Annotated in this window: 23 protein-coding genes and 1 riboswitch; of the genes, 12 read left to right on the top strand and 11 right to left on the bottom strand. The window is 66.0% G+C overall.

Annotation, left to right across the window (positions count from 1 at the left end; translation table 11 throughout):
- The first annotated feature begins 193 nt into the window (after positions 1–193).
- A complete protein-coding gene (locus tag G570_RS05990) occupies positions 194–847 on the top strand; it encodes a PilZ domain-containing protein (protein WP_169731731.1) in 654 nt (217 codons plus the stop codon).
- A gap of 7 nt (positions 848–854) precedes the next feature.
- On the opposite strand, the gene G570_RS05985 is transcribed toward G570_RS05990, so the two are convergent.
- Complete coding sequence (locus G570_RS05985) at positions 855–1,268, bottom strand: PilZ domain-containing protein (RefSeq protein ID WP_037500142.1); 414 nt, start codon at positions 1,266–1,268, stop codon at positions 855–857.
- A gap of 53 nt (positions 1,269–1,321) precedes the next feature.
- On the opposite strand from G570_RS05985, the gene G570_RS13155 reads away from it, so the two are divergent.
- Positions 1,322–1,942: a phosphatase PAP2 family protein gene (locus G570_RS13155; RefSeq protein WP_051504079.1), complete on the top strand. Its 621-nt coding sequence runs from the start codon at positions 1,322–1,324 to the stop codon at positions 1,940–1,942.
- Here G570_RS13155 and G570_RS05975 read toward each other — a convergent pair.
- From G570_RS05975 to G570_RS05935, 9 genes are all read right to left on the bottom strand, one after another.
- A complete protein-coding gene (locus tag G570_RS05975; RefSeq protein WP_245600264.1) occupies positions 1,916–2,563 on the bottom strand; it encodes a DUF938 domain-containing protein in 648 nt (215 codons plus the stop codon). The two genes, G570_RS13155 and G570_RS05975, sit on opposite strands and share 27 nt — an antisense overlap.
- A complete protein-coding gene (locus G570_RS05970; RefSeq protein WP_037500140.1) occupies positions 2,556–3,032 on the bottom strand; it encodes an ABA4-like family protein in 477 nt (158 codons plus the stop codon). Before G570_RS05970 ends, G570_RS05975 begins: the two co-directional genes overlap by 8 nt.
- Entirely contained in the window at positions 3,029–3,544 is a 516-nt protein-coding gene (locus G570_RS05965; RefSeq protein WP_037500137.1) for a CcdC protein domain-containing protein, read from the bottom strand. The genes G570_RS05970 and G570_RS05965 overlap by 4 nt, the downstream gene beginning before the upstream one ends.
- Positions 3,545–3,547: 3 nt before the next feature.
- A complete protein-coding gene (gcvPB, locus tag G570_RS05960; protein WP_174377465.1) occupies positions 3,548–5,101 on the bottom strand; it encodes an aminomethyl-transferring glycine dehydrogenase subunit GcvPB in 1,554 nt (517 codons plus the stop codon).
- 38 nt (positions 5,102–5,139) lie between these two features.
- Positions 5,140–6,498 (bottom strand): aminomethyl-transferring glycine dehydrogenase subunit GcvPA, encoded by a 1,359-nt coding sequence (gene gcvPA / locus G570_RS05955; RefSeq protein ID WP_037500132.1) that lies wholly within the window; start codon positions 6,496–6,498, stop codon positions 5,140–5,142.
- Positions 6,499–7,260: a class I SAM-dependent methyltransferase gene (locus G570_RS05950; protein WP_245600263.1), complete on the bottom strand. Its 762-nt coding sequence runs from the start codon at positions 7,258–7,260 to the stop codon at positions 6,499–6,501.
- Positions 7,245–7,616 (bottom strand): glycine cleavage system protein GcvH, encoded by a 372-nt coding sequence (gene gcvH / locus G570_RS05945; RefSeq protein ID WP_037500126.1) that lies wholly within the window; start codon positions 7,614–7,616, stop codon positions 7,245–7,247. Before gcvH ends, G570_RS05950 begins: the two co-directional genes overlap by 16 nt.
- A gap of 3 nt (positions 7,617–7,619) precedes the next feature.
- A complete protein-coding gene (gene gcvT, locus G570_RS05940; RefSeq protein WP_037500124.1) occupies positions 7,620–8,741 on the bottom strand; it encodes a glycine cleavage system aminomethyltransferase GcvT in 1,122 nt (373 codons plus the stop codon).
- A 166-nt stretch (positions 8,742–8,907) separates the two neighbouring features.
- A riboswitch (glycine riboswitch) is annotated at positions 8,908–9,002 on the bottom strand.
- Between the two features lie 91 nt (positions 9,003–9,093).
- Complete coding sequence (locus G570_RS05935) at positions 9,094–9,726, bottom strand: hypothetical protein (protein ID WP_245600262.1); 633 nt, start codon at positions 9,724–9,726, stop codon at positions 9,094–9,096.
- Positions 9,727–9,817: 91 nt separating this feature from the next.
- Here G570_RS05935 and ispH point away from each other — a divergent pair, with 91 nt between their 5' ends.
- Positions 9,818–10,765, top strand: coding sequence for a 4-hydroxy-3-methylbut-2-enyl diphosphate reductase (gene ispH / locus G570_RS05930; protein ID WP_037500122.1), 948 nt, complete (start codon positions 9,818–9,820; stop codon positions 10,763–10,765).
- A 9-nt stretch (positions 10,766–10,774) separates the two neighbouring features.
- Complete coding sequence (rnhA, locus tag G570_RS05925; RefSeq protein WP_037500119.1) at positions 10,775–11,218, top strand: ribonuclease HI; 444 nt, start codon at positions 10,775–10,777, stop codon at positions 11,216–11,218.
- Here rnhA and G570_RS05920 read toward each other — a convergent pair.
- Entirely contained in the window at positions 11,215–12,312 is a 1,098-nt protein-coding gene (locus G570_RS05920; protein ID WP_037500117.1) for an NAD(P)/FAD-dependent oxidoreductase, read from the bottom strand. The genes rnhA and G570_RS05920 overlap by 4 nt on opposite strands.
- 49 nt (positions 12,313–12,361) lie before the next feature.
- Here G570_RS05920 and G570_RS05915 point away from each other — a divergent pair, with 49 nt between their 5' ends.
- From G570_RS05915 to G570_RS05880, 8 genes are all read left to right on the top strand, one after another.
- A complete protein-coding gene (locus tag G570_RS05915) occupies positions 12,362–12,835 on the top strand; it encodes an A24 family peptidase (RefSeq protein ID WP_037500113.1) in 474 nt (157 codons plus the stop codon).
- 45 nt (positions 12,836–12,880) lie between these two features.
- The gene (gene cpaB / locus G570_RS05910) at positions 12,881–13,945 is read left to right on the top strand and encodes a Flp pilus assembly protein CpaB (protein WP_084607556.1); all 1,065 of its coding nucleotides are present in this window, start codon (positions 12,881–12,883) and stop codon (positions 13,943–13,945) included.
- Position 13,946: 1 nt separating this feature from the next.
- The gene (locus tag G570_RS05905) at positions 13,947–15,341 is read left to right on the top strand and encodes a type II and III secretion system protein family protein (RefSeq protein WP_051504076.1); all 1,395 of its coding nucleotides are present in this window, start codon (positions 13,947–13,949) and stop codon (positions 15,339–15,341) included.
- A gap of 23 nt (positions 15,342–15,364) precedes the next feature.
- A complete protein-coding gene (locus G570_RS05900; protein ID WP_037500110.1) occupies positions 15,365–15,997 on the top strand; it encodes a CpaD family pilus assembly protein in 633 nt (210 codons plus the stop codon).
- 1 nt (position 15,998) lies between these two features.
- Positions 15,999–17,285 (top strand): pilus assembly protein CpaE, encoded by a 1,287-nt coding sequence (locus G570_RS05895; RefSeq protein ID WP_037500106.1) that lies wholly within the window; start codon positions 15,999–16,001, stop codon positions 17,283–17,285.
- A 65-nt stretch (positions 17,286–17,350) separates the two neighbouring features.
- Positions 17,351–18,322: a type II secretion system F family protein gene (locus tag G570_RS05890; RefSeq protein ID WP_037500103.1), complete on the top strand. Its 972-nt coding sequence runs from the start codon at positions 17,351–17,353 to the stop codon at positions 18,320–18,322.
- Positions 18,323–18,336: 14 nt separating this feature from the next.
- Positions 18,337–19,332, top strand: coding sequence for a type II secretion system F family protein (locus G570_RS05885; RefSeq protein ID WP_037500100.1), 996 nt, complete (start codon positions 18,337–18,339; stop codon positions 19,330–19,332).
- Between the two features lie 139 nt (positions 19,333–19,471).
- Positions 19,472–19,882 carry a hypothetical protein gene (locus tag G570_RS05880; protein WP_037500098.1) on the top strand — a complete coding sequence of 137 codons (411 nt, stop codon included), beginning with the start codon at positions 19,472–19,474 and terminating at the stop codon, positions 19,880–19,882.
- Positions 19,883–19,884: the final 2 nt, after the last annotated feature.

Genomic DNA, 19,884 nt, shown 5'->3' with positions numbered 1-19,884 from the left:
GGCGTCATCCTGGCCTGCAACGCCGCAGGTCGGCGTTGGCGAACAAGCTACGCCTGGTTCGTTGCGACGGCAACATAAGTGACTGCGAACGGCCGTTCCAATTCGGCGAATGCGTCAACACCTTGGTAAGGCCCTCGGGCTAACCCTGTTGCCGCTCGGTCTGAAGAGGTGAGTCTGCACGATGGCGAATCCGATGCGTAGCGACGCTGTTGAACCGTTCGAAACGACGGTCCTGTCGTTGTCGAACGATGTCCCGACCGAAGATGCCGCCAATCGACGCACCGGTGAGCGGCACATGACGCTGTTCCGCGTGGGGTCGTTCGACATGGACGGCAGGCGCGAGCTTTGCCTGATCAAGAACATCTCTGCCGGTGGCATGATGATCCGTTCCTATTGCGACCTGCAACCGGGCCGACGATTGACGGTCGAGCTGAAGTGCGGACAACCGGTCAGCGGGACGGTGAGCTGGGCCAAGGAACCCTATGCCGGTGTCGCCTTCGACCAGCCGGTTGACGTGATCGACATCCTCAGCGCCTCGCAATCCGGCCCCCGCCCGCGCATGCCGCGGGTCGAGGCGGACTGCCCGGCGACGCTGCGCGAAGGCGCGACGCCGCACCGCGTATGGGTCAGCGACATCAGCCAGGGCGGTGCCAAGATCCGGTGCAAACTGGTCCTCGCGGCGGGAACGCCTGTGGTGCTGACGGTACCTGGCCTGGCGCCGATTGCCGGGGTGGCATGCTGGTCGGACGGCGAGAATGTCGGCGTCAGCTTCAACCGGCTGCTGCCGCTCGCCGAAATGGTGCACTGGCTGAAGGTCCAGCGCGGCGAGCGCCAATCCCTCAATTAGGCGTCGGTCAGTCGCCCAGCGGCGCGATCGCCCCGCTCTGCAACCACATCTCGCCGAACTTGCGTTCCTGCGCGCTCAGGCTTTGCGACTTGAGGCCGGGGCGGCGAAACGACGGCGCGACCCGTGCGCGCGGCTGCGGCACATGACGCAGAACCTGTTCGGGGTCCAGCTTGCGGTTGAAGCTGACGCCGGCATGGCGGGTCCTGGTCCAGGCAATGCGCCCCGGCACGGCGAGGTCGCCGCGACGAAAAACAACGGCCGACCCTTCGACCGGCAATTTGTCGGATTCGACCAGCGCACCATCGCACGACAGGTTGCGCAACTTGACCGGCAGCGAAGTGCCGGACACTTCGATGCTTGCCTGCATCAGCACATTGGCACGCTGCGATTTGCGATTCTGGGGTACGTCGGACTGGTCCATCCGTTATGAACTAAACTTTTCGGGTAAAGCAGGCTTTAACAGGGGCGGTGCGCATGACGATTTTTCGATCGGGTTGGACCCTTGCCCTGCTGGTGGCGATCTTCGCCGTGGCGGCATGGATCGGGGGCGTCACCAATCCGTGGGACATTGCCGCCAACACCGCGCTGCTGAAGCTGCGGCTGGCGCATCCCGGCCTGACCCAGTTCGCGATTGCGGTGACCTTTTTCGGCAGCGCCTATGCGACCATCGGCTTCGGGCTGCTGGCGGCGCTGTGGCTGGTCGTGCGGCGGCGGTTGGTTCTCGCCGGATGGCTGGCGGGGGGCATCGCGCTCGAACGATTGTCGGCGGACGGGTTGAAGCTGCTGTTCGACCGCCCGCGTCCCAATTTCGACCTTCCCGCCGTCGCCACCAGCAGCAGCAGCTTTCCCAGCGGTCACAGCGCCAACAGCCTTGCGATCTACCTAATGATCGCGCTCACCCTCGCTCCCGCCCGTTATCGAGTTCCGGCCGTGCTTGCGGCCAGTGCGATGGGGATCGCCGCCGGGCTGACCCGGCCCTTCCTTGGCGTTCATTGGCCGACCGACGTGATCGGCGGCTGGGCGCTGGCGCTGATCGCGGTGTGGATATTCCTCTGGGCAGGCAGCCGGTCAGGCGCCCGCCCGTTCGAACAATAGCATCAGGTTGTTGGACGGCATGGTCCGGCGCTCGACAAGGCGTAGGCCGTGAAGCGACGCGAGGTCGGCGAACGTCTCGACCTCGCGCAGGCCGAAGCGCGGATCGCGTTCCTTCAACCAGCCATCGAACGTGATGTTCGACGGCGCCGGTTCGACGCCCCGCTCAAGCCACGGGCCGTATAGGATCAGGCGCCCGCTCGGGCGCAAGGTCCGCGCAGCGCCTGCGACCAGGCCGACCGCGCTGTCCCACGGGCTGATGTGCACCATGTTGATGCACAGGATGGCGTCGGCCGTCGCGACCGGCCAAGCGGCGTCGGTGGCGTCGATGCGCTGCGGGGGCAGGAGGTTGGATGGGCCCTCATCGCGCCATGCGGCGATCGAGGCCATGGCTTCGGTGTCCGGGTCGGTCGGCAGCCAGTCCAATCCGGGAAAGCGGCGGGCATAGGCCAACGCATGTTCGCCGGTGCCGCTGGCGATTTCCAGCACCGTGCCCGCTTCCGGCAGCCAGTCGGCAAGGACGTCGCCGATGGGTCCGATGTTGCGTGCCGCGGCCGGTGCCTCGCGCTTGCCGGCCCCCGGCAGGTCGCCGACGCCGTAGGGCGGCAGGCTGGGTTCAGCCACGCTTGCCGTCGGTCGGCGCAAGCTTGCGCGCGCGCCGGTCACGAACCAGCAGCCAGATGAAGAAACCGACCGGGCCGACCATGAAGATCAGGAGCAGGAACGGCACTTGGACGATCCGCGAAAAGCCCTTGTGGTCGGCGTCCTTGGCCACCCACTGGCCGACGAACAGGTCGAAGGCGAGGTAATGGGTCCAGCCCATCACCAGCCCGCCGTCGCTCATGAAAAGGTTGCGGAGGCCCGCGATATTATAGTCGAGGAAATTGGGCGGCGGCGCGCCGGGCAGGCGGTTGGCGTTGAGCCAGCCGGCGTGCATCGACACGATCAGCGCGAGGTAGGTGAAACACAGCAAACCGACACCGAGATACAGGATCATCGCCATCGTCTTCGGCCCGCGCGGCATCAGCAGCAGCATCGCCCACGCGATCAGCGCGACGATATTGGTGAACCCGAAGATCGCATCCCAGTTCATGCCGGCTGCTCCTCGCCCGCGTCGATCCGCTTGGCACGCAAGGCCATTTCGACCCGGGTAAAGCCGATCAACCCGATCGCGAAGGTCAGCAGCGCGTCGGTGACCAGCAGCGCCTGCCCGCTCAGATGGTCGCCGGCTGCCGGATCGACCCCATAGTAGGACCGGATGGCGAAGCGCGTGGCGATGACGCCGACCAGCAGCAGCATCGCGGCGGGCGACGCCTTTTGCATCAGCTGGCCGTTGGCAGGATCGCGCCAGATGTGGATCATCTTGCCGCGCTGCCAGCCGATGGCCGCGCCGATGGCAAAGGTTGCAATGCAGATCGCCCATCCGATGACCGTCGGCGGATTGGCGAACAGGCTGACCGCGCCCAGCGCGACGAGGATGAGGGGCAGGACCCACAGCGTTCCCGATTTCAGCGGCCGTTCCTTCGACATGGACCGGATCCTGAGCGCCAGCACGATCGCGACGACCACGATCGGCATGACTGACTGGATAAACGCTGCGTCCATAAATTAACCCCCGCCGTACTTGGCCCCCAGGCCGGTGCCAGCACCATCGGGCGCGGGCGTCTTGTAGGCAAGTATTGGTTTGCGCGCGGCCAGCGTTTCGTCGAGCCGGCGACGCGGTGCGTAGATTGGCGCGGCCTTCAGCGCCGGATCGCCCGCCTTCGCCTTTTCCGCGATCGAGCGCAGCGCGGCGATGAACTGGTCGAGGTTGGCCTTGGATTCGGTCTCGGTCGGCTCGACCAGCATTGCGCCATGGACGACCAGCGGGAAATACATGGTCATCGGGTGGAATCCTTCGTCGATCAGCGCTTTCGCAACGTCGATGGTCGAGAAACCGTCGGCGAAACCCTTATCGCTGAAGATCGCTTCGTGCATGCACGGCCCGCTGAACGCGAACGGCGCGTCGAGCACGTCTTCCAGACTCCTGAGGATATAGTTGGCGTTGAGCACCGCATCCTCCGCGACCTGCGCGAGGCCGTCGGCACCATGGCTGAGGATATAGCTCAGCGCGCGCGTGAACATGCCCATCTGTCCGTGGAAGGCGACCATGCGGCCGAAGCTCTGCGGATGATCTGCGCCGGCATTTTCCTCTTCGACCAGGCGCAGGCCGTCGGCGGTCTTCATCACCATCGGCAGCGGCGCGAAGGGCGCGAGCGCCTCCGACAGCACGACCGGACCCGAACCCGGACCGCCGCCGCCGTGCGGGGTGGAGAAGGTCTTGTGCAGGTTGATGTGCATCGCATCGACGCCAAGGTCGCCAGGGCGGACCTTGCCGACCACCGCGTTAAAGTTCGCGCCGTCGCAATAGACCAGGCCGCCTGCGGCATGGACCGCGTCGCTGATCGCCTTCATGTCCGGTTCGAACAGACCGCAAGTGTTGGGGTTCGTGATCATCACCGCGGCGACATCGGGACCGAGGCGGGCTTTCAATGCTTCGAGATCGACGCGGCCTTCCTTGGTGGCCGGAATATTTTCGACCTTGTAGCCGCAGAAGGCAGCGGTCGCCGGGTTGGTGCCGTGCGCGCTTTCCGGCACCAGCACGACCGAACGGGCATCGCCGCGCGCTTCCAGCGCGGCGCGGATGCACAGCAAGCCGCACAGCTCGCCATGCGCGCCGGCCTTGGGGCTCATCGCCACCGCGCTCATGCCGGTCAGCGTCACCAGCCAGTGCGCCAGCTCGTCGATCAGGCCCAAAGCGCCCTGCAGCGTTTCCTGCGGCTGCATCGGGTGGATGTCGGCGAAGCCGGGCAGGCGCGCCATCTTCTCGTTGAGGCGCGGGTTGTGCTTCATCGTGCACGATCCGAGCGGGAAAAGGCCGAGGTCGATGGCGTAGTTCTGCCGCGACAGGCGGGTGTAGTGGCGCACCGTTTCGGGTTCGCTCAGGCCCGGCAGGTCGACGCCATCGCGTTCGAGGCCGCCAAGGCGCGCGTTGCCGAGCTCGACCGTGTCGATATCGACGCCGGTCTGGTCGCGGCGGCCGATTTCGAACAGCAAAGGCTCTTCGAGCATCAGCGCGCGGTTGCCGGTGGTGGTGCCGGTCGCAGCGCTTTCACCTGCCATTGGCGCTTCCGGGCGCCAGCCTGAAGGATTGACCGAGCTCACTTCACCGCCTCCTTCAGCGCCGCTTCCAGCGCGTCGATATCCGCATCGCTGACCACTTCGGTGACCGCCACGACCAGTCCGTTCTTGAGCGCGTCGACGCTGGGATAGAGCCGCCCAAGCGACACCCCGCCCAGCACGCCCGCTTCGACCATCGCATGGACCGCGGGCCGCGCTTCGACCGGCAGTTCGAGCGTGAATTCGTTGAAGAAGGCATCGTTGACGAGGCGGACGCCAGGGACAGCCGACAGCCGCTCTGCCACCTTCACCGCCTTGGCATGGTTCACCTTGGCAAGCTCGGTCAGCCCCTTTTCGCCGAGCAGTGTCATGTGGATCGACCAGGCCAGCGCGCAGAGGCCGGAATTGGTGCAGATGTTCGACGTCGCTTTCTCGCGGCGGATATGTTGTTCGCGGGTCGACAGGGTCAGCACGAAGCCGCGCTTGCCCTCGGCATCGACCGTCTCGCCCGCCAAACGCCCCGGCATCTGGCGGACATATTTTTCGCGGGTCGCGAACAGGCCGACGTAGGGCCCGCCGAACTGCAGGCCGACGCCGATCGACTGGCCTTCGCCGACGACGATGTCCGCGCCCATTTCGCCCGGCGCCTTGATGAGGCCGAGCGCCACCGGCTCGGTGACTACCGCGACCAGCAACGCGCCCTTGGCCTGCGCCGCTTCGGCGATGGGGGCTAGGTCGGTGATGCGGCCGAGGATATCGGGGTACTGGACGACGACGCAGCTGGTATCGCCGTCGATCTGCGCGATCAGTTCGTCAACATCGGTGGCGGCTTCAAGGCGCGGTTCGGCCGTCACCAGCGTGTCGCCGGTGAACTTGGCCATCGTCTTGCACACGCTGACATAATGCGGGTGAAGGCCGCCCGACAGGATCGCCTTCTTCCGCCGCGTCACGCGCCCGGCCATACCAATCGCTTCCCAGCAGGCGGTCGAGCCGTCGTACATCGACGCATTGGCGACCTCGCAGCCGAGCAGCCGTGCGACCTGCGTCTGGAATTCGAACAGCATCTGCAGCGTGCCCTGCGCGATTTCCGGCTGGTAGGGCGTGTAGGCGGTCAGGAATTCGCCGCGCTGGATGAGGTGGTCGACGCTGGCCGGCACATGGTGCTTGTAGGCGCCGCAACCGAGGAAGAAGGGCACCTCGCCCGCGACCATGTTCTTCTTGGCCAGCGCACCGAGGTGGCGTTCGACCGCCATTTCCGGCGCATGCATCGGCAGGCCGCGGATCGGGCCGGTCAGCCGGGCTTCTTCGGGAACGTCACGGAACAGCTCGTCGACGCTGCCCGCGCCGATGGTCTTCAGCATGTCCGAGCGATCGGCGTCGCTCAGCGGCAAATAACGCATTTAAGGTTTCCTCATCCAGAAGCGGAGGCGGACATAGTCTGCGGTGGTAGTTCCGACGCGGTCGGCGACCTCGTCGGCAATGGATTGACGTTCGGACAGCGGCACCCCGGCACGGTCCATCCAGCCGGCGCGGAAGGTCAGCACCCAGGGGGCGACACCGTGTGCCAGCGGGGTCGGCCGTTCGATCAGGCGGGCGTCGATGTCGCGGAAGCCCGCGGCCTCATAGGTTTCGACGAAATCGTCGACGCTGGGATACCAGTTGGCGGCATAGGTCGGTGGTCCGTAGCCGCGCAGGACGAGCACATCGTCCAGCGCCTCGCGCAGGCGGGCAAGATTACCCTCCCCGCCCATTTCCCCGGCAAAGCGCCCGCTGGGGCGAATCGCGAACCAAATGGCGCGGGCGGCGCGATCCTTGGCAAGGATCCAGTGCAGCGTGGCATTGGAAAAGGCCGCGTCGAACGCCTCGGAAAATCGCATTTCCGACGCGTCCATCAGCCGCGCGTCGAGGCCCTTGGCGCGGGCGGCGGCGATCATGCTTTCGCTATTGTCGATGCCGACGACGCTGGCACCCGCTTCGCGAATCTTGAGCGTCAGCGTGCCGTCGCCGCAGCCGACGTCGAGGATTTCCTCGCCCGGATGCGGATCGAGCAGGTCGAGCGCCGCCTGACCCAGCGCGGGCACGAAACCGCCGACCTTGGCATAGTCGGCAGCGTCCCACTGGCTGGTTGAGGTCGGCGCGTCGGGCTTCACAGCGTCTTGCACCAATCCTGGTAGGCGGCTTCGTCCATCAGGCCGCCGAGCTCGCTTTCATCGCTGAGCTTCATCTTGAAGAACCAGCCCGCGCCCTGCGGGTCGCTGTTGATCAGCGAAGGTTCGTCGGCGATGGCGGCATTGCCTTCGACGACTTCGCCCGACACCGGGGCATAGACGTCGCTGGCGGCCTTGACGCTTTCGACCACCGCGGCGTCATCGCCCTTGGACAGGGTGCGGCCCGCTTCGGGGACTTCGGCAAAGACGATATCGCCCAGCGCAGCCTGCGCATGGTCGGAAATGCCGACGGTCGCCACGTCGCCCTCGACGCGGATCCATTCATGGTCCTTGGTGAAATAGAGGCTCATCGATCAGGCTCCCTGCGGTTTGCGGTGATAGCGGTGGGGGACGAAAGGCATCGGTGCGACGGTCGCCTGGAACAGCTTGCCGCGCTGCGAAAGGGTGATGGCGGTGCCCGCTTCGGCCAGCGCGACCGGCACATAGGCCATCGCGATCGGCCGCTGCAGCGACGGCGAGAAGCCGCCCGAGGTCACCTTGCCGACCTCATTGCCTTCGGCGTCGAGCACCATTGCGCCCTCGCGGACCGGCTGGCGGCCTTCGACATTGAGGCCGACGCGCCTGCTGATCGCGCCGCTCGCCAGTTCGGCAAGAATGCGGTCGGCACCGGCGAACCCGCCGTCGTTGCGGCGGCGCTTGCCGATCGCGAAGGTCAGGTCGGCGGCTACCGGTGTCGTCTCGGTATCGAGGTCGTGGCCGTAGAGCGGCAGGCCCGCTTCGAGGCGGAGCGAATCGCGCGCGCCGAGGCCGATCGGCTTGACCCGCTCGTCGGCGGAGAGCGCGTCGGCCAACGCTTCGACGTCGCGGCTCGACACCGAAATTTCGAATCCGTCCTCGCCGGTGTAGCCAGAGCGGCTGATCCACAGCGGCTTGCCGTCCCAATGGAACAGGCCCGCCTGCATGAAACTCAGTTCGGAAACGCCGGGCACGAGCGCGTCGAGCGCATCGACCGCCTTGGGACCCTGCAGCGCCAGCAGCGCCTGCTCCTTCATATGATCCATGACGATGGTCGAAGGCAGACGGCTCCGGAACTGGTCGATGTCGCCATGCTTGGTCGCGCCATTGACGACCAGGTAGAAATGCTCGCCGCGACGGGTCGCCATCAAATCGTCGATGATGCCCCCGTCTTCGGTCAGCAGCATCGAATAGCGCAGGCGGCCGTCCTTCAGCGCCTTGAGGTCGCCCGGCAGCAGCGTTTCCAGCTCGGTGTCGAGGTCCGGGCCATGGAACAGCAACTGGCCCATATGGCTGACGTCGAACAGGCCGGCATACTCGCGGGTCCACAGATGCTCGGCCATGATGCCTTCGTACTGGACCGGCATTTCATAACCCGCGAACGGGACCATGCGGCCGCCCTTCGCGCGATGCCAGGCATCGAGCGGCAGCTGGGCCAAAGTTTCGGTGGAATCGCTCATCTGTGCCGCCCTTGATTAAAGCCCGATGGCACAAGGCTCCGCCCTGCGCCGCTGAAACGGGCCCCCATCTGTCTCGGCAACCTGAGAGCTTTCGTCGCGGCGCGGGTCCGTGACTTACCCCTTCGGTGGTCCCGCGCACGACGGCGCGAAACGCTTTCCAGAGTGTCGGGCGGACGCGGTCCTTCTGCCTGAGAGATTCCGGGGGCGGTTGCTCCTTCGGCGCCTGCCCCGGCATGGGCAGGTCTCTCCCGCGTCTGCCTTCCGTCGCCGGAAGAATCCGGCACCGGGCGACGGCATCGCTGTGGCCGTGCCGACGCGCCGAGTCAACGCGCCGCAGGGCCGATGTGAAGGATTAACGCGTCGCGTTGTAGCGAAGCTGCTCCTGCGTCAGCTGGAAGCCGATCAGATGTTCGAACGTGGCCTTGGCGACCGCGTCGCGAATTTCCGGCTTCGACAGCGGATCGATCGACGCGTCGGCGTCGCCCGACTTGCGCTCGCGCGTCAGTTCCTTGCGCACATCTTCGGGCAAGGTGACCGAGGCACGGTTGACCTGGATCGTGGCCTGGCCCTGCGTCTGGGCGCGAAGCTGGCCTGCCGGGAACTGCAGCGCGACCCGGCCGACCCGCTTGGCAATGACGTTCGAGCCGCCCTGCATGGCGACGTCGAAATAGGGCAGCACGACGGTGCGGTCGCCGTCGGCCGACCGGCGCGTCGCGACGACGTCGAACGTCACCGTCGAAATCACGTTGGCGCCGGTGTCGTCGCAGCTGGGGCGAAGGTTGGTGATCGTCGCGCTGACGTCCAGCGCCGCGGCATCGGTGCGATTCGACGGGTTGAACAGGGTGATGTCGCCGGTCGCGGCGGGAATGCCGACCTGCGGGCACACCGAACGGGTGATGTAGATGCCGCCGTCCTGGATCTGCCCTTCCCTCGAGCAGGCCGTGGCGAGGAGGACCAGGGCAAGGGCGGTAAGACGCAGCTTCACGATGGCGATATCCTTGATAAAGTCAGGGTCGATTGCACGCTGTCATAGGAAGCGCCTTGGCGTGCTGCAAGCAATAGCCTACATCGCGCCCATGGTTTCCCCTAAACCCCCGCTCCACATCCTGATCGCCAGTCCCCGCGGCTTTTGCGCAGGCGTCGACCGCGCCATCAAGATCGTCGAACTGTCGATCGAGCGCTACGGCCCGCCGGTCTATGTCCGCCACGAAATCGTCCACAACAAGTTCGTGGTCGACCGGCTGCGCGGGATGGGGGCGGTGTTCGTCGACGAACTCGACGAAGTGCCCGACGGCCGACCCGTAGTGTTCAGCGCCCATGGCGTGCCCAAGGTGGTTCCCGCGGCGGCCGAGGCGCGCGGGCTCGACTATCTCGACGCCACCTGCCCGCTAGTCAGCAAGGTCCACCGCCAGGCCCAGCGCCTGATCGAGGACAGCCGCCACATCCTGTTCATCGGTCATGCCGGTCACCCCGAGGTGATCGGCACCATGGGGCAGGTCGAAGAAGGATCGATCAGCCTCATCGAAACGCTGGACGACGTCGCGGCCTTCGACCCGACCGGCAAGGAGCGGCTGGCCTATCTTACGCAGACCACCCTTTCGGTCGACGACACGCGGCAGATCGTCGCCGCTCTCGTCAACCGCTTCCCCGACATTCGCGGGCCCAAGGCGGAAGATATTTGCTACGCCACGTCCAACCGCCAGGGCGCGGTCAAGACGATCGCCGACCGCGCCGACAAGATGCTCGTCATCGGCGCCCCGAATAGCAGCAACTCGCTGCGCCTCGCCGAAGTGGCCGAGCGCATGGCCATCCCCGCGCGGCTGATCCAGCGTGCGTCGGACATCGACTGGGACTGGCTCGGCTATCCCGAAACACTGGGGCTCACCGCCGGCGCATCGGCGCCCGAACTGCTGGTCCGCGAAGTCGTCGACGCCCTGTCCGAACGCTTCGACGTGACCGAAGAGGAAGCGGCGCACGTCAACGAGGACATGGTGTTCAAGCTGCCGCGCGAACTGGTGGCCTGATCCGCCGCGATGACCGATCTTCCGCTGGTCGAGATTTTCACCGACGGCGCCTGCAAGGGCAACCCGGGACCCGGCGGCTGGGGCGCGATCCTGCGGTCCGCCGGCAAGGAACGCGAACTGTCGGGCGGCGAGTCGCCGACCACCAACAACCGCATGGAACTGATGGCCGCGATCGAGGCGCTGAACGCGCTGAAGAAGCCGTGCCAGGTCAGCCTGACGACCGACAGCAATTATGTACGCGACGGGATCACCAAGTGGGTCCACGGCTGGCAGCGCAACGGCTGGAAGACTGCCGACAAGAAGCCGGTCAAGAATGCCGAGCTGTGGCAGGCGCTGGTGGAAGCGGTGAAGCCGCACCGAATCGACTGGCACTGGGTCCGCGGCCATAACGGCCATCCGGAAAATGAGCGCGCAGACGCGCTCGCCTGCGCCGAGGCGGAGAAACGCCGCTAGGCCTTCGGCGCGAAATCGTTCGCGCTGAGACCGGCCAATTCGTCGCCCAGCGGCTGGCCAAGGATCAGTCGTGCCGACAGCAACGATGCCGCGGGCGCGGTCTGGATGCCCATGCCCCCCTGCCCGACGCACCAGAAGAAGCCGGGCTCGTCCGGGTCGAAGCCGAATCGCATCCGCTTGTCGGCCGTGAAGGTCCTGAGGCCCGCCCATTTGCGCTCGACCGCTTCCACCGGCCAGCGCACCGCCTTTTCGAACCGGTCGATGGCAATCGCCACGTCCAGTTCCTCTGGGGCCGCATCGCAGGGTTCGACCGGGGTCTCGTCCAGCGGGCAGACCCACACGCTGCGCTCACCCTCGCCCTTGAAGTAGAAGCTTTCGTGAAGGTCGGTGACCATCGGGATGTCACGGCAATCGCCGCGCCCGATGCGCAGCTGGACGACCGTGCGCCGCTTGGGGGTCAGGCCGATCGCCCCGACGCCGCAACGCGCAGCGACCTCGTCGCCCCAGGCGCCGGCTGCGTCTACGATGATGCCGGCCTCGATGTCGCCGCCGCTGGTTTCGACACGCCACCCGTCGCCCTGCCTGGTCGCGGTGCGCAGTTGATGGTCGGTGCGAATCGCGGCCCCTTTGCGCCGGGCCGCAGCGAGGCAGGCGGCGTGGAAGGCGGCGACTTCGATGTCGGCGCAGCTCGGTTCCCACCAGGCGCCGATCCACTGGTCGCGCAGGCCGGGCAGTTTCGCGTCGAGCGCGGCGCGATCAAGATAGTCGAGCGCAAATTCGCCGCTGCTTTCGATGTCGCGCAGGCGCTGACCCTCCTCGTGGATCAGGTGCAGCGTGCCGCGACGGCGCAAGAGCGGCACGTCGCCCCACGGCCAGTTTGCGTCGAAGAAGGGCTTGGACAGCAGGCTTAACGTCCGCTCGGGCGTCCCCGCACCGAGGCTGGCCTGCCAGAAGGCCGCCGAACGCCCGGTCGAATGGCGCCCGCACAAATCCTCGGCCTCGATCAGCGTGACCTTTCGCTCGCCCGCCAGCCGCGCCGCAAGGCTCGCCCCGGCGATGCCGCCGCCCACAATCAGGATGTCGGTTATGGCCATGTCGCGGGCTGGTTACGGTTTGGAAAGGCCTTGCGTCTAGAGGGGTTGGATGATGAATCCCACATTCACCTTCGCATTGCTCGCCGTTCTCGGGATCCTGCTGGTCTGGATTGCGGTGGTCGACATCAAGACCTTCACCATCGCCGACGGCATCAACATCGCCATTGCGCTGATGGCGCCGCTATTCTGGTGGGCCAGCGGAGTCGGGCTGTGGCCCGATGCCGCGATCCGCGTCGGGGTGGCGATCGGCGTGTTCGTCCTGTTCGCGCTGATGTTCCACGTCGGCGCGATGGGCGGCGGGGACGTCAAGCTCGCCGGCGCGCTGGCGCTATGGTTTACGCCCTACGAAACGCTGCAGATGCTGGTGATGATGTCGCTGGCCGGCGGGGCGCTGACCATCATCGTGCTGGCGGAGACGAAAATCCGCAAAAAGGAAGGCCGTCCGGAGGTTCCGTACGGCGTCGCAATCGCGTTCGGCGGACTATGGTTACTCGCCCAACGCTTTCTTAACCATTTTGCCTGATGGTCATGACCATTGAGGGGACCCACTTGGGGAGGCGTATTCGCCATGGACGTTAAAAAGGTTGCGCTGCTCGTTGGAGCGCTGGTCATCGCGGTAGTCACCGCCTTCATGGCCAAGAACATGTTCACCGGGGCTGGGGCCGAACAGGCCGCCGCCGCGCCCGTCGTTCCGCTGGGACCGAAAGTCCTGGTGGCGCGCAAGGCGCTTCCGGTCGGCACCATCATCGACGCGGAAAGCCTTTCCTTCCAGGCCTGGCCGAAGGAACTGATCCAGGATGCCTACTATACGGAAGGCTCGCCTGACGCGGACATGACCAAGCTGATCGGTACGGTCGTCCGCAACCCGATCACCGCCGGTCAGCCGCTGACCCATGGTGTCCTGGTCGGTCCGCAAGATCGTGGCTTCCTCGCCGCGGCGCTGGGGCCGGGCATGCGCGCCGTGACCGTCCCCGTGTCGGCGTCTTCGGGCGTCGCCGGCTTCATCTTCCCGGGCGACCATGTCGACATGGTCCTGACCCAGGAAGTCCGGGGCGGCGGCGACGGCCCGGCGCTGAAAGTGTCGGAAACCATCGTCCGCAACATCCGCGTCCTTGCGACCGACCAGCGCGTCGACAACAAGGATGAAGACGGCAAGGTCGTCGTCCGCACCGCCAGCAACGTGACCGTCGAAGTCACCCCGCGCATCGCCGAAAAGATCGCGGTCGCCCAGTCGGTCGGCACGCTGACCCTGACCCTGCGGTCGCTGACGGACAACGCTGCCGAACTCGACCGAGCCATTGCATCGGGCGACGTCAAGGTCCCGGCCGGCGCCAACGCCGCCCAGGAACGCCAGCTGCTGTCCAGCGCGGCCAACCGCCCGACCGACAGCAACACCACCTTCGTGACCGGCGGCGATGTGTCGCGCTTCCAGCGCAGCAGCGTCCCGACCCGTACCTCGCCCACCGAAACGGGCGGAGCCGCCCAGGCACCTGTCGGTGTCGCGGCGCCGACCGGCCCGGTGGTTCGCGTGTCGCGCGGCGGCAATGTCACCATTGTGCCCGTGACCCGCGGCAGCACTGCCGATGCCGGTCGCCGCATTTCGAAGGCCACCTCCGCGATGGGAGCGTTCTAAGATGACCAGCTTCAAGCAACAGAAAAGCGTTCGCCTGGGCGTTGCCCTCGCCGCGCTGACCATGGGCCTCGGCCCGGTGGCAATCAGCACCCCCGCCGTCGCGGCCCAGTCGGCCCGCCCGTCGGAAACGCTGAACCTTTCGAAGAACACCGGCACGCTGGTGCGGTTGAGCGCTCCGATGGCCGACCTGTTCGTCGCCAACGACACGGTCGCCGACGTGCAGGTGCGCAGCTCGACCCAGCTGTATGTGTTCGGCAAGGGCGCCGGTGAAACCACCATCTACGCCACCGATCGCAACGGCCGGGTGGTCTATGCCGCCAACGTCCGCGTCGGCCAGAATGTCGGCTCGGTCGACGAGATGCTGCGGATGGCGATGCCGGATGCACGGATCGACGCGACCCCGATGAACGGCCTCGTGCTCCTTACCGGCACGGTCGCCTCGCCCGACGATGCCGCCGAGGCGCAGCGCCTGGTGCAGGCCTATGTCGGCGAAGGCACGCAGGTCGTCAGCCGCCTGAAGTCGGCGACGCCGCTGCAGGTCAACCTGAAGGTCAAGATCGCCGAAGTGAACCGGTCGGTGACGCGCAACATCGGCGTCAACCTGCTGTCGCAGGACACCACCGGCGGCTTCCAGTTCGGAATCGGACAGGGCAACGCCGGTTCGATCACCGACGGTACGTTCAAGATCGGCAGCACCGGCACGACGCTCGGCGCTGCGGGCAAGCTGTTCGGCCTCGACCTGCTGGGTACCCTCCAGCTGGCCGAAAATGACGGCCTGGTGACGACGCTCGCCGAACCGAACCTGACCGCACTTTCGGGTGAAACCGCCAGCTTCCTGGCCGGCGGCGAATTCCCGGTCCCGGTTGGCCAGGGCAATTCGTCGATCAGCATCGAATATAAGCAATATGGCGTCGGCCTGGCCTTCACGCCGATCGTGCTGGCCGACGGCCGCATTTCGATGCGCGTCCGCCCGGAAGTCAGCGAGCTGTCGAACGAAGGCTCGATCAAGCTGGGCGGCTATGACGTCCCGGCGCTGACCACCCGCCGTGCCGAAACCACGGTCGAGCTGGGCAGCGGCCAAAGCTTCATGATCGCCGGCCTGCTGCGCAACGCCAACACCAACAGCATCGAAAAGGCGCCGTTCCTCGGCGACCTGCCGATCCTTGGCGCACTGTTCCGGTCGAAAAGCTATCGCCGCGCGGAAACCGAACTGGTGATCATCGTCACGCCCTATCTGGTGCGTCCGGTGTCGGGCCAGCTGCCGCTTCCGACCAACGGCTACCGTGCCCCGTCGGCCACCGACCAGGTGCTGGAAGGCAAGACCTACGGGACCGTTCCCGTTGCGTCGGCCCCTGCCCCGGTCGGCGCGGCCGTCGCGCCCGGGTTCAAGATGTAATCGCCGGACAAGGGAGAATATCGATGAAACAGACTCTTCTCATCCTTGCCGCGGCGACCAGCCTGGCCGGCTGCGTCCATACCGACGCGAACATCCCCGCCCGCGGCGTGGAATCGCTCAACGTGCCGGTGGTTTCCAAATCGACCTATGTGTTCGATGCGGCGGCCCCCGACGGATCGCTGGGTTCGACCGAACAGGCCCGCCTCGACGGCTGGTTCGCCGGTCTCCAGCTCGGCTACGGCGACAGCATCTACGTCGACGGCCCCTACAGCGATGCGGCGCGCCGCGACGTTGCCCGGGTTGCCGGTCGCTACGGCATGATGGTCAGCGACGGCGCCCCGGTGACCGAAGGACAGGTTGCACCCGGCGCGGTTCGCGTCGTCGTCAGCCGCACCCGCGCATCGGTGCCGAACTGCCCGAACTGGTCCGACCGGTCGGAACGTACGCTCGACAACACGATGTATTCGAACTTCGGCTGTGCCGTGAACGGCGCCTATGCCGCCATGATCGCCAATCCGGAGGACCTGGTTCACGGCCGCGAAGGCTCGGGCGTCGTCGATGCCCGGACCGCCGCCAAGGCCGTCGACGTCTACCGCAAGCAGGTTCCGACCGGCTCCGGCAAGCTGCAGTCCGTCTCCACCAAGGAGGATAAATAAGATGAACGCCCCCTTCCAGGCACGAGCGGGTCTGCGTGACCCCTTCACCGCCTTCGTCTGTGACGATGCGACGGCGGACATGCTGCGCCCGGTGGCGGTCGAGCATGGCTGGTCGCCCGAAAAGGTGAACAAGGGCGGTCTGCGCAACGCGGTCCAGTCCCTGTCGGTCTCGGCGAGCCCGACCATCCTGTTCGTCGACCTGTCGGAATCGGCCGATCCGCTGAACGACATCAACGCCCTCGCGGAAGTCTGCGAGCCGGGCACGATCGTGATCGCGGCCGGCCAGGTTAACGATGTCCGCCTCTATCGCGACCTCGTCGCCAGCGGCATCCACGACTATCTGCTGAAGCCGTTCACGGTCGACCAGCTGCGCGACACCTTCGCGCATGCCCAGGCGATCCTGTCGGGACCGCGCGGCGAAGCGCAGGCCGACAAGCCGCATGTCATGACGGCCGTGATCGGCGTTCGCGGCGGCGTCGGCGCGTCCACTGTCGCCACCAGCCTGGCGTGGCTGATGGGCGCCAAGGCCAGCCGCTCCACGGCGCTGCTGGACCTCGACGTCCACTTCGGCACCGGTGCGCTCGCGCTCGACCTCGAGCCGGGCCGCGGCCTGACCGACGCGATCGAGAACCCGAGCCGTATCGACGGCCTGTTCATCGAACGCGCCATGATCCGCGCCAACGAGCGCCTCAGTGTGCTGTCGGCCGAAGCGCCGATCAATCAGCCGCTGATGACCGACGGCACGGCCTTCTTCCAGCTTCAGGAAGAAATGAAGAATGCCTTCGAAGCGACGGTCGTCGACCTGCCGCGGCAGATGCTGATCCAGTATCCGCACATGGTGCACGACGCCCATGTCGCGGTGGTGGTTAGCGAACTGACGCTGGCAGCGACGCGCGACACGATCCGCGTTCTTGCCTGGCTGAAGGCCAATGCGCCCCAGACCAAGGTCATCGTCGCGGCGAACCGCGTGTCGGCCGGCGGTGCGCTCGAAATCAGCAAAAAGGATTTCGAGCAGTCGATCGAACGCAACGTGGACATCGTCTTCGTCGACGATCGCAAGGTCGCCGCACAGGCTGCGAAGCTTGGCAAACCGGTCGCCGAAATCGCGACCGGCAAGGTCGGCCAGCCCTTCACCCAGCTGCTGAACATGGTGCTGAGCCATGCCAGCGAAGAAGGTGCATCGGAAGGCAAGTCGAGCAGCGCAGGCAGCAATGGCGCCGGCGCCAAGGGCGGCCTGATGGGCAATTTGAAGGGCATGCTGGCCAAGCCGAAAGACAAGGCCGCTTGAACTAGGACGGACGGCGGCGCGGGCTGATGCCTGCCCGCCGGCCATGAAGGACGACGGGACGGATCATGCTTTACATCCTCCTATTGGCAGTGGGACTGGCGGCGGTGCTGTTCATGGGCGTCAGCGCCATGTCCGGCCCCAACCCGCGCAAGGCGGCAAAGCGGCGCATGGAGGCGGTCAAGGAACGCCACCTCGAAGGCTCGCTCGCTGCGGCCGCGCAGGCCCAGATCCGCAAGCTCAACGCCGCCCGCGCGGCGCGCATGGAAAGCCTGGCGTCGACCTTGATTCCCAAGCCCGCCCTGCTGCGCAAGCGGATTGAACAGACGGGCAAAGACATCAGCCTTTCCAAATATATGATGTTCTCGCTCGGCACGGCGCTGTTCATCATGGCACTGCTGCTGCTGAAGGGTGCGCCCTTCCTGCTGGCCCTATTCATCGGCCTGATGATCGGACTTGGCCTGCCGCACATGGCCATCGGCTTCCTGATCAAGCGCCGTATTGCCGCCTTCACCAACAATTTCCCGGACGCGATTGAACTGATGGTTCGCGGGCTGCGCTCGGGTCTGCCGATCACCGAAACGCTGGGTATCGTCGCAAGCGAAATCCAGGGCCCGGTTCAGGACGAATTCCGCACGGTCGCCGACAAGATGAAGATCGGCCGCACCATGGAAGCGGCACTGCAGGAAACCGCAGACCGCCTCGGCACGCCGGAATTCCAGTTCTTCGTCATCACGCTGGCGATCCAGCGCGAAACCGGCGGCAACCTGGCAGAAACCCTGTCCAACCTTGCCGATGTGCTGCGCAAGCGTGGCCAGATGAAGCTGAAGATCAAGGCGATGAGCTCTGAATCCAAGGCCTCGGCCTATATCGTCGGCTCGCTGCCCTTCATCGTCTTCGGCCTCGTTTACATGGTGAACCCTGCCTACATGGCCGGCTTCTTCAGCGACCAGCGACTGATGATCGCCGGCATGGGCGGCCTGCTGTGGATGGGCATTGGCGTCGCCATCATGGCCAAAATGGTCAACTTCGAGATCTGAGGAAGCGATAAGTCATGGCAGCTCCCACCTCCGGACCTACCCTTCTCGGCGTTGACGTCATCTGGGTCGCGACCCTGCTGAGCGCGGTCGCCACGATGGCCGTCCTCGTCGCCATCTATGCCGCGACCACGGTGCGCGACCCGATGGCCCGCCGCGTCAAGGCGCTCAACGAACGCCGCGAGCAGCTGAAGGCCGGCATCGTCGCGTCGACCAACAAGCGCAAGAAACTGACCAACAAGAATGTCGCTGCCGACCGCGTGCGCGGCATCCTGTCCAGCTTCAAGGTGCTGCAGGAAGACCAGATCAAGAAGACCCAGCTGCGCCTGATGCAGGCCGGCATCCGCACCAAGGACCTGGCCTTCTTCATCATCTTCGCGCGCATGGTCTTGCCGATCGTGCTCGGCACGTCGGCGGTGCTGCTGGTCTACGTCTTCGACTATTTCCCGACCTGGGGCTGGTTCAAACAATATGCCTTCGTCGCCGGCACCTTCCTGCTCAGCTACAAGGCGCCTGACCTGTGGCTGTCGAACAAGGTGACCAAGCGCAGCCATGCGGTCCGCAAGGGCCTGCCCGACGCGCTCGACCTCCTGGTCATCTGCGCCGAAGCCGGCCTCACCGTCGACGCCGCCTTCAACCGCGTCGCCCGCGAACTGGGCAAGGCCTATCCGGAACTGGGCGACGAATTCGGCCTGACCGCGATCGAACTGGGCTTCCTCAGCGAACGTCGCCAGGCGTTCGAAAACCTCGCCAACCGCGTCGACCTGGAATCGATCCGCGGCGTGGTGACGACCATGATCCAGACCGAAAAATATGGCACCCCGCTCGCCTCGGCGCTGCGCGTGCTGTCGGCCGAATTCCGCAACGAGCGCATGATGCGCGCGGAAGAAAAGGCGGCGCGTCTGCCGGCGATCATGACCGTCCCGCTGATCCTGTTCATCCTTCCGACCCTGTTCGTCGTGATCCTTGGCCCGGCGGCCTGTTCGATCAGCGACAACCTGTTCAAGACCTAAGCGTCTTCAACCCATTCTCCTGGTGGGGGAGAAGGTCGCCGCCGGTTCCCTCGCTGGAGCCGGCGGCGGTTCCGTTTTCGCGGGAACGAAACGATTGCGGCGCGCATTGACCCTGACGAACAGTCACAGGGGATAAGCGATGCTCGACTTCACCACCGACCAATGGGTTATCGTCATGTTGGTCTTCGTGCTCGGCCTCTTGGTCGGCGGCTTCCTGTTTTCGGGCGGTGGCCGCAAGTGGAAGCACCGCTACAACGCCGAGGTCGACCGCCGGCGCGAACTGGAAACGACGCACAGCGCCCGTGAAAAGGAATGGCGTGAGCAGGACGCGCTTCGCGCCGCCGCCCTGCGCGATGCCGAACGCAATCGTACGGTTGCCGCAGCGCCGGTCGTTGCCACCGGCGATCCGCGCGACGTCAACAATGACGGCGTCGTCACCCCGGCGGAAAAGCCGGTCGGCTTCGTCGACCGCATCCTCGGCCGCGACCGCGATGGCGACGGGGTGAAGGACAGCGCCGACCGCGACCCGGACGACAGCACCCGCGCCTGACC

The sequence above is a fragment of the Sphingomonas jaspsi DSM 18422 genome (genome assembly GCF_000585415.1).
Taxonomy (GTDB): domain Bacteria; phylum Pseudomonadota; class Alphaproteobacteria; order Sphingomonadales; family Sphingomonadaceae; genus Sphingomicrobium; species Sphingomicrobium jaspsi.
Note: the sequence above shows the minus strand (reverse complement) of the source record. Positions and strands in the feature narration are given on the sequence as shown.